The sequence below is a fragment of the Streptomyces sp. NBC_00271 genome (assembly GCF_036178845.1).
GTDB lineage: Bacteria > Actinomycetota > Actinomycetes > Streptomycetales > Streptomycetaceae > Streptomyces.
This window is the reverse complement of record NZ_CP108070.1, coordinates 812047-826943: the sequence shown is the minus strand read 5'-3', so window position 1 is coordinate 826943 and position 14897 is coordinate 812047. Positions and strand designations below refer to the sequence as shown.

Here is a 14897-nt window from a genome sequence, read left to right as displayed (position 1 = left end):
TCACCCTGTCTGTTCGGGGGCGGTCAAGGGGAGCAGCCGTGCGACGGAGCGGCGGCGGATGGTGAGGCAGACCTGGACGAGCAGACCGAGTGTGGCGACGGTGACGAGCATCGCCGATGACACGGCGATCTTCGGGGTCAGGTTGTACTGAATGTCGGTGAACATCTTCACCGGCAGTGTCGTCGCGTCCGGGGACTGCAGGAACAGCGCGATCACCGTCTCGTCGATGGACACGGAGAAGGCGAACAGGGCCCCCGCGACGAGCCCCGGGCGGACGACCGGGAGATAGACGAACCGCATGACGGAGAAGGCTCCCGCGCCCAGGCTGCTCGCCGAGCGGACGAGCGCCGGATTCAGCCCGGCGAGGCTGGCCCGCACGGTGAGGAAGGCGTACGGCACCGCGATCACGGCATGGGCGAGGCCGATCGGCAGGACCGTCCCCACCATGCCCAGGGAGATGAAGAACTGGTAGAACGCCAGTGCCATCACCACCGCAGGCACGATCATGGGCGCGAGCAGCAGGCCCGTCACCGCCGCCTTCCCGGGAAACGTACGCCCGTGCAGCGCCACGGCTGCCGTCCCCCCGATCGCCACGGCGATCGCCACGGCGACGCCGGCCGCCTGGAGACTCGCGGAGAGGGCAGCCATCCACGCCTGGTCGCGGAAGAAGCCGGTGACCGCGTCCGTGGACAACTGCCCGGGCGGGAAGGTGATGTAGCGGCTGCCCGTGAACGCCACCGGCAGCACGATCAGCGTCGGCACCACAAGGAACACGAAGACCGGCACCAAGGCGATCAGCGAGGACACATGCCGAGGTTTAGTGAGCCTCATATTCGCCTCCTGCGCGAAGGATCCGCTGGTACACGGCGACGAGTACGCTGACGACGGCGGTCAGCAGCAGCGCGAGCGCCGACGCTCCGGCGAAGTCGGTCAACTGGCGTGCGTAGAAGTCGATCTGATTGGCGATCATCATGTCGCCGGGGCCGCCGAGCACGACGGGCGTGATGAAGAACCCCGTACTGATGATGAACACCAGCAGACCCGCGGCGGAGACCCCTGGCACTGTCAGGGGCAGGGTGATCCGCCGGAAGACCGATGCCTCGCCCGCCCCCAGTGACCGGGCCGCGAGTTCGAGCCGGTCGTCGATCGCGGCCAGGGCCGCGAAGATCGGGAAGACGGCGTACGGCAGCAGATAGTGCACCATGCCGACCACGACGGCGAAGCGGTTGTGGAGCAGGGCCAGCGGGGCGTCGGTGAGGCCGAGCCTCTGCAGTGCGGTGTTCACCAGGCCGTTGTCCTGCAGGAGCACCGCCCACGCGAAGTTCTTCACCAGGACGCCCGTCCAGAAGGGCAGCAGCACCAGGGCGAAGAGGACGACCCGCGCCAGCGGGCCGCGCCGCCAGATCACCATGGCCAGCAGGTAGCCGAGTATGACCGTGGCGAGCGTGGACAGCGCGCTGATCTCGAAGGTGTTGAGCAGCGAGCGGGACACCAGCGGGTCCTTCAGCACGCGCTGGTAGGCGTGGTCGTGGGTGCTCGCCGCGACGAGTCTGCCGAGAGGCGTCAGGAAGAGTACGGCGTCGAAGGCGAGTGCGGGCGCCAGAAGCAGCAACCAGGTGCCGCGCATACGCCTGCGCCGCCGCGGCGTGTCGGTGCCTGTGGACGCGGAGGCCGCGGCAGGCGTCACGGTGGACGGCATCAACTGCCCGCCTGCCACAGCTTGAAGCGCTGCTCGGTCGCCTTGAGATTCTTGGCCCACCAGGCGTCGTCGCGGACCAGGATGGAGTCTGCCAGCTTGGGGCTGGTGGGCAGGGAGTCGGCGACCGAAGCAGGCAGCTTGGCGAGGGCCGGGGTGTTGGCCAGGGTGAGGTTCGTGGTCTGGACGAAGTCGGCGCCGGCTGCGGCGTCGTTGCTCATGAAGTCCAGAAGCCGGAAGGCCGCCTCCTTGTTCCTGGCGCCCTTGGGGACCACGAAGTAGTCGCCCGCGACGACACTGTTCCTGGCGGTGAAGTTCAGCCTTGCCCCGTCCTTGCGGGCGGCGCTGATCCGGTTGTTGAAGCTGGTCGAGAGCGCGACCTCACCCGAGGTCAGCTGCTGGATCGGCTCCTGGTTGGCGGTGTGGTAGATCAGTTTGTCGCGCCCGGGTTGCTGTGCCAGGTATTTCAGGGCGGCATCGACGTCGAGTGGGTAGATCTTGTCGAAGGCGACGCCCGCGGCGAGCCGTGCAGCCTCCAGGATCGAGCTGTCGGACAACTGCGCGTAGACGGAACGCTTGCCCTTGTAGCGCCCCGGGTCGAGGAACTGTTCCCAGTTCTTGGGCGCCTGCGCGTCGGGAATGTGCTTCTGGTCCCAGGCCATCACGAACAGGAAACTCAGGTACTTGATGCCGTAGTCGGCCTTCGCATAGGACGGCAGCCCCTTGTCGCTGATGACGCCGTAGTCGAGCTTCTCCAGCAGCCCCTCGTCGACAGCCTGGAGGTACTCCGGTGCGGTCAACTCCACGATGTCCCACTGGACATCGCCGGACTGCACCTGGGCCTTGAGGCCGGCGAGGCTGGTGTTGGCCAGCAGCGACGGTCGCACACCCGTCTTCTTCTCGAAAGGCTTGAGCAGGGTCTTCGTCAGCTGGTCGTTGTACGAGCCGCCGTAGGAGGTGACGGTCACGGTGGTGTTCGGCTTGGCCGAAGGGGTGGACTTGGTGCTGCACGCGGTGAGCAGACTCCCCGCGAGGGGTGCCGCAAGCGCGGAGGCTCCGGCCGCCCGGAGGATCGACCGGCGGCTCGTGCTTCTGTGTGACTGCTCGTTCATGGTGGGCATGCCTTTCCAGCAATGAAGGGGCACGGCAGGGATCAACCCCAGAGGGGAAAGAGGGAATTCAGCGAACTGCGATGTGTGCCGAGAGTGGACAGACCGGAGTGTGGCCCGCGGCTTACAGCCGTCGCTCTTGGCACATGACTTCCGGAATGCGTTGACATCCGCCGCCACGATCAGGCGACCTGCGGAAGGGGAACGAGCCGGTACACGCGGTCTGTGCCAGCCCGGCGACCGCGTGGCGCAACAGTAGGGACATGTCCTCCGCGCGTCAACGCTCAAAGGCAGTGTGCAAACCATACTTTGAGGCGGCGGGGCATGGATGAATCCGCCACTTCTTGGCTGGTTGCGTGATGGATAGCGTCGTCGTTGCCCCTTCCGCATCGTCCGGGTCGACCCCTCGTTCCCGGCATGACCGGAACGCGGTCGCACGGAGCCCCCCACCCCCCGGGGCGCCGCTTCACCGCCATCGTCTAGCCAGCCCGAGCACACAGATCTGCCGACAGCAGCTTTCCGTCAGATCGCCGATCGCCCCTGCCATGATTCCCGAGCTACGAGGAGCACAGAACGTCGTGAGCGAAATCCAGGTGCTGCGCAATTACATCGACGGTGCATTTGTCGACGCGAAGGACGGCCGTACGCTGCCGGTACTCGACCCCACCACCGGTGAGGTCTACGCGAACTCACCGCTCTCGGGGCCGGCGGACGTGGACGCGGCGATGGCGGCCGCGGCGGCGGCCTTTGTCGTGTGGCGCGACTCAACCCCCGGTATCCGGCAGCGGCTGCTCCTGAAAATCGCGGACGCCGTCGAGGCACGTGCTGAGGAACTGGTCGAGACGGAGTGCCGGGACACCGGCAAGCCCCGCGCCGTGACCAGGAGCGAAGAGATCGTTCCCATGGTCGACCAGTTGCGCTTCTTCGCGGGCGCGGCGCGCCTGTTGGAGGGCAAGGCGGCAGGGGAGTACGCGGAGGGCCTCACCTCTGTCATCCGGCGCGAGCCGATCGGTGTGTGCGCGCAGGTCGCGCCCTGGAACTACCCCATGATGACGGCGGTGTGGAAGTTCGCACCGGCCATCGCCGCGGGGAACACCGTGGTCCTCAAGCCGTCGGACACCACCCCCGCGTCCACGGTGCTGCTCGCATCGATCGTGGGCGAGGTACTGACGAAGCTGGATCTTCCCGCCGGTGTGCTCAATGTCGTGTGCGGCGATCGGAACACCGGGCAGCTGATGGTCGAGCACGCGGTTCCAGCCCTGGCCGCGATAACCGGCTCGGTCCGTGCCGGCATCCAGGTCGCCCAGAGCGCCGCCAAGGACGTCAAACGGGTCCACCTGGAGCTCGGCGGCAAGGCACCCGTGGTCGTCTTCGAGGACGCGGACATCGTGCAGGCCGTCGAGGGCATCACGACCGCGGGCTTCTTCAACGCGGGGCAGGACTGCACGGCCGCCGCCCGCGTGCTCGTGCACGAGGACGTCCACGACGAGTTCGTCGCCGAGCTGGCCAAGGCCGCCACCGGCGTCAAGACCGGTGGCGTCGACGAGGAGGGCGTGCTCTTCGGCCCGCTCAACAATGCCACCCAACTCGCGCAGGTGGGCGGATTCGTCGACCGGCTCCCCTCGCACGCCACTGTCGAGGCGGGCGGTCACCGTGTCGGTGGCAGGGGCTACTTCTACGCTCCCACTGTCGTCTCCGGCCTCAGGCAGGACGACGAGATCATCCAGAACGAGGTCTTCGGGCCGGTCGTCACCGTCCAGTCCTTCGCCGACGAGGATCAGGCCGTGGAGTGGGCCAACGGCGTCGACTACGCTCTCGCCTCCTCGGTCTGGACAAAGGACCACGCTCGCGCGATGCGCATGTCGAAGCGCCTGGACTTCGGCTGCGTATGGATCAACACCCACATGGTCCTCGTCGCCGAGATGCCCCACGGCGGGTACAAGAAGTCCGGCTACGGCAAGGACCTTTCGGCCTACGGCTTCGAGGACTACACCCGCATCAAGCACGTCATGACATCGCTGTGATGTGGGCTGAACGCGGTGCCCCACGACGGATGCGACACATCGTCGGTCAACGCGCGCCCATGAGGCTCGGTCCTCAAGACGTTCAACGGTTCTGCCGGGCCTCGGCGTTGCCTTCGCGCAGATCCAGATGGGCGACGTGCACATCCGCGTCTCAAAGCTTGATCAGGTCTCGGAGGTGTTGTTGTCGGCACGCCTGTCCAGCGCGCGGGTCAGCCGCTCAGCCCGGATCAGCGCATTGCACGTCGACGGCGATGCCAAGGTGGACAGCGAGGCGAGGATTCCCTGCCCGGAGCGGCAGCACCCCGAGCAGCAGGAAGGTAGTCCGCCCGACCACAGCGAGACGCTGAGCAGATGTACCAGGTCGGCGAAGGGCGCCGCCCCACAGCAACAGCGTGCGTACGGCCGCGTCGCTCTCGATGGTGCCCGGTCCCTCAGGTGAGCGAAGCCGTGAGAACCGTCCAGGAGGACCGAATGCGCGCATTGCTCCTCGCGAAGAGGAGCCATGTCCTTCTTCGCCAGGGCGGCATGTGTTCGGCGAAGAACGGCACCCGTCACGAAGCGGCCGGTCCATATCACGGGGCCGAGCCGGAATGGGTGGGTGGCCGCGGAGTTGTCCAGCCGCAGCGCGTCGACGATCGTGATCACCCCGACCCTCGCCCAGGAACTCGCCTCGCGTGCCGCCGTCGCCGTCGACAACGCCCGGCGCTTCACCCAGCAGCAGACCGCGTTCACCTTGCAGAGCAGCCTTCTGCCCCGGGCGGTTCCGGACCAGTCGGCGGTCGAGGTGGCCCTGCGCTACCTGCCGACCAGTGGGGCTCCCGGCCTGGGCGGCGACTGGTTCGACGTCATTCCCCTGTCCGGGGCCCGAGTCGCCCTCGTCGTCGGTGACGTGGTGGGACGCGGCATCCATGCCGCCGCCACCATGGGCCGGCTGCGTACCGCCGTACATACGCTCGCCAGCCTCGACCTGGAACCGGACGAGGTCCTCTCCCGCCTGGACGACCTGGTCAGCATGCTGGCGGCCGAACAGGAGGCAGCCGGCGAACGGCCCGTGGGCGAGCAGGTCGTCGGCGCCACCTGCCTGTACGCCGGGTACGACCCTGTCTCCCGGCGCTGCTCCGTGGCCCGCGCAGGTCACCCACCGCCGGTGGTGACGACTCCGGACGGAGAGGCGGCTCCGCTCGACCTGTCCGCCGGCCCACCGCTCGGCCTGGGCGGCCTGCCGTTCGAGGCCCGGGAGATCGAACTGGCCGAGGGATGTCTGTTGTGCCTGTCCACCAACGGAGTCATCGGCGAGCGTCACATCGATGCCGACGTCGGCCTGACGAAGCTGTGCGCGGCGCTCACCCGCCCCGCGGACGCGCTGGAGCGGACATGCCAAGCGGTGGTCGACTCGCTCGTGCCGTCGCGCCCCAGCGACGACGTCGCTCTGCTGGTCGCCCGCACCCGCCTGCTGCCACCGGACGATGTCGCCTTCTGGAGTCTGCCGCTGGAGCCTGCCAGCGCCGCCCGGGCCCGGGAATTGGCCTCGGCCAAGCTGACCGAATGGGGTCTGGAGCACTTGGCGTTCACCACCGAGTTGATCGCCAGCGAACTGATCACCAATGTCTACCGGTACGCCAACGGGCCCGCGACTCTGCGGCTGATGCGTGAACGGTGCCTGGTGAGGTCAGCGACACCAGCCACACCGCACCACACCTGCGCCGCGCCCGTACCACCGACGAGGGCGGGCGCGGCCTGTTCCTGGTGGCCCAGATGGCCGAACGCTGGGGTGCCCGCTACACCCGTGAGGGCAAGACCGTGTGGACCGAACAACCACTGACCGGCCCACCCACCTGACCGCCTCAGGCCGTGCCGGGCTCTGGCGGGGGCAGGACGCGGAGCGCCGATGTGGGCGTACGGCGGCAGGGTGGCCGGAGCGAGCTGCGCTTCCGGGGGTCGGGCCGAGGACCACGAGAACATCGGGCAGGCCGCGGCCGACACGGGCCGCCTCCGGGGAACTGTCCGAGAGCCGCGATCCATCCCGCGGCGATGTCGTGAGCACGGGTGGCCGCGACGTGCGGCTGGCATGAAGGGGCCGCGCGACGGGACTTGCCCCCTGGGCGGACCACGGCGGCGGCACCGAGGCCGCTCGCGTAGCCCGCCCCCGCCGGCGTGGTCATTCGGCTGCGGCGAGCAGCCGTGCCTCGCTCTCGTCGTACAGCCGTCGGTTCTCGTGACTGTCGGCGGTGTGGCGCCGGTGGTCAAGACGGCTGCCCAGCCAGCCCGCCAGGTAGCCGAACGGGATGGAGACCAGTCCGGTGGACTGCATGGGGAACAGGTCGAAGTCGGCGTTCGGGAAGACGGCGGACGGGGTGCCCGAGACGGCCTTGGAGAAGACCATCAGCAGCAGTGCGCAGGCCGCGCCGCCGTAGAGGGTGGCGAGCAGGCCGGTTCGAGTGAATCCTCGCCAGAACAGGGAGTAGGTGAGCGCGGGTGCCACAGCCGATGCCCCTATGCAGATGGCCAGAGTGGTCAGTACGCCGACGTCCCAGTTCTGGACCAGGGCGGAGAGCGCGATGGCAACGGTTCCCACGGCCACACTCGTCCACGCCGCCACCGTCATCTCCGTGCGCGGCTCCGCCCGTCCCCGTAGCACCGCATGGGCGAACAGGTCGTGGGCGAGCGACGAGGCCGCGGCCAGGGTCATCCCAGCGACCGACGACAGCAGCGTGATGAACACCATGCCCGCCACGGCCGCGTAGAGAATCGTCGCGCCTGCGGAGGCAGGGGCCCCGCCGAGTACCTGCGACAGCATGAGGACCGATGTTCTGCCTTGCGGGTCGGCCGCGGTGATATACCGCGATCCCACCAGCGCCGCCGCGCCCGTACCGATGATGATCACGAGCAGGCAGAACGCGGTGACCGTGCCGACTGCCCACGACATGGAGCGACGCACGGCCGGCACGTCCTGCGCGGAGTACAGACGCATCGTGATGTGGGGCAGACAGGCCACGCCGAGGACCACGGTGATCTGGAGACTGACGAAGTCCAGCCGGTCAACGGCCGAGGTGCCCAACTGAAGGCCCTGCCGGAGGAAGGCGGGGCCCGCGCCGCTGCCGTGCTGGGCGGCGCTGAGGACGTCGCCGGGGCTCCAGTCGAAGCGGTTCAGGACGAGAGCGGCGACGACGACGCTGGTGCCGAGCAGGAGCACAATCTTGATCATCTGAATGAGCGCGGTTCCTCTCATGCCGCCGAGCGCCGCGTAAATGATCATCAGGCTGCCGACGATGACGATGCACGCCGTCCTGGCGCCCGCCACGTGCGGGATGTTCAGGATGAAGGTGAGCAGCGACCCGGCCCCGGAGAGCTGGACGACCAGGAAGGGCAGGGTCGCAGAGAGCGTCACCAGGCAGGCGGCGATACGCACGGCCCGCCCCGGCATGTTGCGGGCCAGGACGTCGCCCATGGTGAACCTGCCGGCGTTGCGCAGGGGTTCGGCCAGCAGGAACATCAGCAGCACCAGTGACAGGGCAGTGCTGACCGCGAGGACATAGCCGTCGTAACCGGCGAGCGCGATGATGCCCGTGGTGCTCAGCACCGTGGCCGCCGAGATGTAGTCGCCCGCGATCGCCAGGCCGTTCTTGAGCGGGGTGAGCGAGAGGTAGCCGGTGTAGAAGTTCGTCAGGTCGTCGCGGTCCGGTCCCGCCATGATGCACATCAGCAGCGTGACGGTGACCAGCGTGGTGAACAGAATCAGGACGGTGGCCTGCGTCCCGGGGTTGAAATGGTTCATCTCGCCGCCTCCGGGTTCCGGCCGGTGGGGACCGTCCGCTCCCTGACGGCGCGGGCCAACGGATCCACCGAGCGTTGTGCGCTGCGTCCGTACCAGAAGACCGCCGCAAAGGTGACGACGAGCTGGAAGACCCCCAGAGCCATTCCCAGGCTCAGCTCTCCGGCGATCTTGGCCCCCATCAGGCCAGGCGCATAGCAGGACAGTGCGACGTACACCACGAAGGAGCCGAGCGCGGCGAGTGTGGAGATCCGTCGGAGCAGGCGGTAGGCCGAGCGGAGGGCGTCGAGGTCGGCACTGCGCCGATGCGTCTCGTGCGCGTACGGCTCATCCCAAGGAGCTTGCCCGTACGACCCGTACCGAGGGGCGTCGTGCCCGTACGACTGGGGCGCGGTGTGGGGCAGCGGCCATCTCGTCGCTGATTGCGGGTACTTGTTCTCATCGGGGTATGTCATCGCCTGGCCTTCCGCTTCGGCTCGGATCCGTGGAGGTGAACCGGGGGGAATGGGTTGGGCGGCGCACGATACCGACTGGTTGGAATGTCTGTAAGTCCACCAGGGGTCACGTTTCAGGGTCGGTGCGGTTCCCCGGCAAAGATCGGCCGACCGCGTACGGATCAGGCCGGCGGCCCTGCAGGACGGCTGGTGAACTCCGAACGAACCCTCGTGCAGCTCCCAACGTGGGCCCAGGCCCTGGTCGGTGGCACGCGCGTGGTCGACATAGGGCTGGCGCCAGGTCGTCGCACTGACGCGGCCAGGAGGAACTCGCGCGCGCCGGATCGCGTCCGCGGGACCGCCTGCGCCAACTCGATCACCGGCACCGGACCGCTCGGACCCGGAGCCTGTCCAGCCAGACCCGTCGCTCCACTCCACTCCTCACCGTGCCCGCGTCGCGGAACTTGAGCCAGAACCGATTCCCGCGAACAAACCCGGCAGCGGAAGGTTCCGCAGTTCGTCGTCGGTGATGGGGATGACCTGCGTCTTGGTCAGCTCGTAGCCCTTGTCTTCGACTTGGGCGAGTACGGCATTCGAGGTGCTGGGGGCTCAAGATTCACTTGGCAGAGGGGCGCCCGTTTGTCCGTGGGCGCCGGGAAAGTGGTGGAAGACGAGTGGCCCGTCCTGTCCGCCCTCCGGTGAGCTGAGGATGCAATCAGGCGTCACGGCCCGGTCCACCTGACCGGGACTTCTTCTCCTGGCCGATCGTCGGGCCTGTCCGGGCTGTCCTCTGGGGTGAGGTATCGAGGGCTCCCTGGAGGCGGCTACGAGTCGCGGCCGGGACCGTCTTGTCCGAAGGCCGGCCCTGTGGCTCGCGGTTCCCCCTTGCCTGGGGCGTCGGTGTGACCGAGCCGTTGCCCCCGGCCGTCGGTCAGCGGATGTGGCGGCGGACCGCGTCGAGCAGCTGGTCGATGTCGTCGGCGCTGTGGGAGAAGGCGGTGACGAGCCGGACGATCCCCGGTTCCCAGCGGTCGTGGTAGAACACGTAGCCCTCGGCGAGAAGTCCTTCGGTGACCTGCTGGGGCAGGCGGCAGAAGAGGATGTTGGCCTGTGGGGTGGCCAGAAGGCCGGTGCCGGGGATGGACTTGAGGCCGTCGCCGAGGCGGGTGGCCATCGCGTTCGCCTGGCGGGCGTTGCGCAGCCACAGGCCGTCGGTGAGGTACGCGTCGATCTGGGCCGCCTGAAAGCGCATCTTGGAGGTGAGCTGGCCGGCACGCTTGACGCGGAAGGCGAGTTCGGCGGCGAGTGCGGGGTCGAAGGAGACAATGGCGTCGGCGGTCATCGCGCCGTTCTTGGTGGCGCCGAAGGACAGGACGTCGACGCCGGCCTTCCAGGTCATCTCGGCCGGGGTGGCGCCGAGATGGTCGAGGGCGTTGGCGAAGCGCGCGCCGTCCATGTGGACGCGCAGTCCCGCGTCCTTGGCGATGGCGGACAGGCCGCGGATCTCCTCCAGGGTGTAGACGCTGCCGCTCTCGGTGGCCTGGCTGATGCTCACCACGGACGGCTGCACGCTGTGCACGTCACCGGCCCGGCGGCGCACCGCCACCCGCAGTGCCTCGGGGTCGATCTTGCTGTCGGAGCCTGGCACACCGACGAGCTTGGCGCCGTGGGTGAAGAACTCCGGAGCGCCGCATTCGTCGGTGTTGATGTGGCTGCCGGGGTGGGAGAGCACGCTGCCCCACGGCGGGGTGAGGGCCGCCAGACTCAGGCCGTTGGCGGCGGACCCGGTGGACACCGGGAAGACATCGACGTCCCGCTCGAAGATCTCGCTGAGCCTGCGGCGAGCACTGTCGGTGAAGGGGTCGTTGCCGTACGGCAGGACCTGCCCGGCGGCCGCGTCGGCGACGGCCTGGGCTATCTGCGGGGACGCCCCGGCCATGTTGTCGCTGATGAAGGCACGGCTGGAGGGGGTGATGGCGATGGTGGTGCTCATGAGCGTCTCCCTTGGTCTCAGGTGCTGAGGGGGGAGGCGAAGACGACGGTGATGTCCACTTCCTCAGCGCCGGTGCGGTAGAAGTGCGGGGCGTCCCCTGCGAAGGCGAGCATGTCGCCGGGGCCCAGATCCTGCGGGGCGTCGACGGGGCCGGCGGTGACGTGCCCGGTGGCGATGAGCAGGTGCTCGATCGTGCCCGTGGCGTGCGGAACACCGGGCAGCTCCGTCTCGGGCGGAATGCGCAGCCGCCAGATCTCCAGGCTGTTGCCGCTGCTGATACGGCGCAGCAGTTCCCGGGAGACCTCGCCGGGCTCGATGTCCGTACCCGGTCGGAAGACCGGCCCGGTGTCGGCGTCACGCGCCAGCAGGTCGGCGATCGGAATGCGCAGGGCGATGGCGATCGCATCCAGGGTGTCGATCGTCGGATTGCCGTTGCCGGCCTCCAGCTGCGACAAGGTGGCCTTGCTCAGCCCGGCGCGCCGGGCCATCTCGGCGGCGCTCATCCCGCGCTGCTGGCGGCGCAGGCGGATCTTCGCGCCGACCGCGGCTGCGGTACTGCTCACCGGCCGGCGGCCGGACGGAGGGGGCGTCATCAGCGGCTCCTGTGGGTTGCGGTGCGGGAGACGCGGATGCGGACCCAAGGAGCCCCGATTGAATGAACGATGTGTTCACTATACCGAACCATCGCAGAGAGTGAACACTGCGTTCGATTTATTGAACGCCCTTGGACGAGGGGAGGCGCGCCATCGGTGGCTCATACGCAAGACCCGTGTCGGCCGGCCGCTGTGCTGCGGTCGGCCGACACGGGTGCCCCTCGCGGCGCGGTGCTACGTCGGTCCGGGAGCCGGGGAGGTCAGCCCGCCGTGATGCGCAGCCTGATCGTGCGGGCCTCGGGACGCAGGGCGAACTCGGGCCACACGTCCGGGCCGCACGACCGCGAACCGAGTCCGTGCTGCGCCGCGTCGATGGTCAGACGGCTCGTCGTCGAAGCGGGGAGTTCGTACGGGTGTCCGGCCCGTGCGAGTTCCTGGGGCGTGTGGCGGCTGAGCGTGAAGCCGGGCCGCCGTCCGTGTGTGTCGGGCAGGGCCTCGACATGGAGCACCTTCGCGCCCGTGCTCGTGAGGGTCAGCCGGCGCAGGCCGGACCGGTGTCCGGTCTCCTGGGGACGTGCGTAGTCGACCGAGAGGTCGTCGATGCCGGAGGAGAAACGGCCGGTGCGCGCCGCCCGCAGGCTGTCGGGATACGACTCCGACGGGCCGAGCCCGAACCAGTCGGCGCCGTCGACGGGTGCCCCGCCGTCGAGCAGGTCGATGCGGATCCCGATCCGCGGCCACACCGTGCTCCAGCCCCTCGACGGCTCGATCTCCACCCGGAGTTCGAGCTCGCCGGCTTCGAGCGACCAGACGGACTCCACCATCACGAACAGGGCGGAGTCCGCCGCGGAGACCTTGTCGAGCGTGCGCAGCGCGTCCGTCTTGTCGTGGGGTCGCTCGACCGACACACGACGTGTGGTCAGCCGGTCGAGACCGTCGCGACGCCACAGCTCGGCGTTGGACACCCCCGGGACACTCGCGTCGCTCTCCTCCACACCATCCGACGGGCTCTCGTCGTTGTCGGTCGGGGCACGGAACAGCTCCAGCCGCGGCCCCGTCACGGCGCGGCCGGCCAGGTTCACGAGGCGGCCGTCCACGAACTCGGCGACCCCGAGCGTCAGCGTTCCGGGGTCCGGTCGCCAGCCCGTGCGGTGCCGGACGGCGGGCACGGGGATGTGCGGCGAACGGTCCGACTGGACGGTGGCCACCACATGGCCCTGGGGGGCCCAGGGGGCGGGGGTCGCCAGGACCGCGTCGATCGTCAGCCACGTCTCGCCCTCGGGCGCCACCGGGACCGGCGGGAGGGACACCCACCCCGACTCGCCCGCCGCGACCACCGGGACCTCCAGGTCCCCGGCGTCCACAGGCGTTCCGTCGTGCTCGACGCGCCAGCGAAAGCGCAGGTCGGACGTGTCGGCCGAGTGCCGCAGGTTCGTCACCGCGACCTTGTCGCCGTCGAAGACGAAACGGACCGGCTGGACGACCGCCTTGTACTCGTACAGGCTGGGCGTCGGGCCGTCGTCGCTCAGCAGCATGCCGTCCATCACGAAGTTGCCGTCGTGCACGACCTCCCCGAAGTCACCTCCGTAGGCGTGGTACGGAGTGCCGTCCGGCGCCGTGGCCAGGATGCCGTGGTCGCGCCACTCCCAGACGAACCCGCCGTGCAGCCGCGGATGTTCGTGCACCAGCGCCTCGTACTGATCGAGCGCCCCCGGCCCGTTGCCCATGGCGTGGGCGTACTCGCACAGCAGGAACGGCTTGGTCCGCTGCCGGGCGCTCTGCGCGGGGGTGCAGTTCAGCAGCGGCGTGTCCGTGCCGTCCGTGCCGATGCGCTCGGTCTCCGGCACCGACGCGTACATGCGGGAGTACACGTCGGTGTACTCACCGGTGTAGTCGCCCTCGTAGTGCACGGGGCGTTCGGCGTCCCGGGCGTGCACCCAGGCCGACATGGCGGCGAGGTTGCTACCGGTACCCGACTCGTTGCCGAGCGACCAGATCACGATGCTCGGGTGGTTCTTGTCCCGTTCGACCGTGCGTCGGATGCGGTCGAGGTACGCCTCCCGCCACGCCGGGTCGTCGCTCGGGTTGCCCACCCAGCCGAGCTTCTCGAAGCCGTGGGTCTCCAGGTCGCACTCGAGCACGACCCAGAAGCCGAGTTCGTCGGCGAGGTCGAGCAGGCGCGGATGCGGCGGGTAGTGGCTGGTGCGGATGGCGTTCACGTTGAACCGCTTCATCCGGGCCAGGTCCTCGCGGGCGTGCTCCTCGTCGAAGACCCGGCCGCGCACGGGATGCGCCTCGTGGCGATTGACCCCGTGGAACACGACACGACGGCCGTTGACCAGGAACCGGTCGCCGCGGATCTCGACCGTACGGAAGCCCACGCGCAGCGCGATGCTCTCCGCCGCCGTCGACACGGTGGCGTCGTACAGGCGTGGCCGCTCGGCAGACCAGGGCTCCACCTCGCCGACGTTGACCGGCGTCACGTCGGCCGCGGTCGCCCAGACCTGCTCGACGCCGAGTTCGGGGATGCGCAGGGTGACCGGGAACGCGGACGCCTCGGCGGTGACCTCCGCCTCGACGCGCCCGCGACCGTCGCGGAACCCGGTCCGCAGCCAGACGTCCTCGATGCCGCCGGCCGGCCGGGCGGTCAGCGTGACGTCGCGGAAGATGCCCGGCAGCCACCACTGATCCTGGTCCTCGACGTAACTGGCCGCCGACCACTGATGCACTCGTACGGCGACGACGTTGTCGCCCGGACGCACCGCCCGCGTGACGTCGAACTCGTGGGCGAGTCGGCTGCCGGCGGCGCTGCCGATGTCGACACCGTTGACCCAGACCCGGAAGAGCGACTCGACACCGTCGAACCGCAGCACGATCCGCTCGGCGTCGGACCAGTCGGCGGGTAGGGCGAAGTGACGCCGGTAGTCGCCGGTGGGGTTCTCGTCCGGGACGTGCGGTGGATCGATCGGGAACGGGAACTGGATGTTGGTGTAGATCGGCCGGCCGTGGGCTCCGTCGCCCTCCAGCACCCAGTGGGACGGCACCGGGATGCTCTCCCAGCCGTGGTCGTCGAATTCTTCGGCCGCGAAGTCCTGTGCCACCGACGCCGTGGGCGACAGCCGGAAACGCCAGGCTCCGTTCAGCGAGAGCGAGGGAGCGTCGGAGTGCAGCCACGAGCGCGCCGGGCGTAGCGCACCGCGCCAGGGTGTGGGGTCCGAAACGTACGCGGAAAGCTCGGAGGGCAAGAGGTCACAACTTTCTTGGTGGCAGCGGGGA

Annotated in this window: 10 protein-coding genes and 1 pseudogene; 3 read left to right on the top strand and 8 right to left on the bottom strand. The window is 69.1% G+C overall.

All coding sequences use genetic code 11. The features are described from left to right. The 3 genes from OG798_RS04255 to OG798_RS04245 are packed head-to-tail and all read right to left on the bottom strand — an operon-like array spanning position 1 to position 2808. Entirely contained in the window at positions 1-831 is an 831-nt protein-coding gene (locus OG798_RS04255) for an ABC transporter permease (protein WP_121417722.1), read from the bottom strand. Continuing rightward, positions 818-1699 (bottom strand): ABC transporter permease, encoded by an 882-nt coding sequence (locus tag OG798_RS04250; RefSeq protein WP_328756313.1) that lies wholly within the window; start codon positions 1697-1699, stop codon positions 818-820. Before OG798_RS04250 ends, OG798_RS04255 begins: the two co-directional genes overlap by 14 nt. Further along, positions 1699-2808 (bottom strand): extracellular solute-binding protein, encoded by a 1110-nt coding sequence (locus OG798_RS04245; protein WP_183127602.1) that lies wholly within the window; start codon positions 2806-2808, stop codon positions 1699-1701. Before OG798_RS04245 ends, OG798_RS04250 begins: the two co-directional genes overlap by 1 nt. A 575-nt stretch (positions 2809-3383) precedes the next feature. Here OG798_RS04245 and OG798_RS04240 point away from each other — a divergent pair. The 3 genes and pseudogenes from OG798_RS04240 to OG798_RS04230 all read left to right on the top strand — a co-directional run. Next, positions 3384-4829, top strand: coding sequence for a gamma-aminobutyraldehyde dehydrogenase (locus tag OG798_RS04240; protein WP_413253505.1), 1446 nt, complete (start codon positions 3384-3386; stop codon positions 4827-4829). A gap of 127 nt (positions 4830-4956) precedes the next feature. Then, a complete protein-coding gene (locus OG798_RS04235) occupies positions 4957-5268 on the top strand; it encodes a hypothetical protein (RefSeq protein WP_328756312.1) in 312 nt (103 codons plus the stop codon). 210 nt (positions 5269-5478) lie between these two features. Further along, positions 5479-6668 (top strand): annotated as a pseudogene (locus OG798_RS04230) (ATP-binding SpoIIE family protein phosphatase); the annotation flags it as partial. 319 nt (positions 6669-6987) lie between these two features. On the opposite strand, the gene OG798_RS04225 reads toward OG798_RS04230, so the two are convergent. From OG798_RS04225 to OG798_RS04205, 5 genes are all read right to left on the bottom strand, one after another. Beyond that, a complete protein-coding gene (locus OG798_RS04225; protein ID WP_328756311.1) occupies positions 6988-8604 on the bottom strand; it encodes a sodium/solute symporter in 1617 nt (538 codons plus the stop codon). After that, positions 8601-9056 (bottom strand): DUF485 domain-containing protein, encoded by a 456-nt coding sequence (locus OG798_RS04220; RefSeq protein ID WP_121417730.1) that lies wholly within the window; start codon positions 9054-9056, stop codon positions 8601-8603. Before OG798_RS04220 ends, OG798_RS04225 begins: the two co-directional genes overlap by 4 nt. A 910-nt stretch (positions 9057-9966) precedes the next feature. Continuing rightward, complete coding sequence (locus tag OG798_RS04215; protein ID WP_267060431.1) at positions 9967-11028, bottom strand: threonine aldolase family protein; 1062 nt, start codon at positions 11026-11028, stop codon at positions 9967-9969. A 17-nt stretch (positions 11029-11045) separates the two neighbouring features. Further along, the gene (locus tag OG798_RS04210) at positions 11046-11621 is read right to left on the bottom strand and encodes a helix-turn-helix domain-containing protein (protein WP_121417731.1); all 576 of its coding nucleotides are present in this window, start codon (positions 11619-11621) and stop codon (positions 11046-11048) included. A 260-nt stretch (positions 11622-11881) separates the two neighbouring features. Further along, positions 11882-14866 (bottom strand): glycoside hydrolase family 2 TIM barrel-domain containing protein, encoded by a 2985-nt coding sequence (locus OG798_RS04205; RefSeq protein ID WP_267060429.1) that lies wholly within the window; start codon positions 14864-14866, stop codon positions 11882-11884. Positions 14867-14897 lie beyond the last annotated feature (31 nt).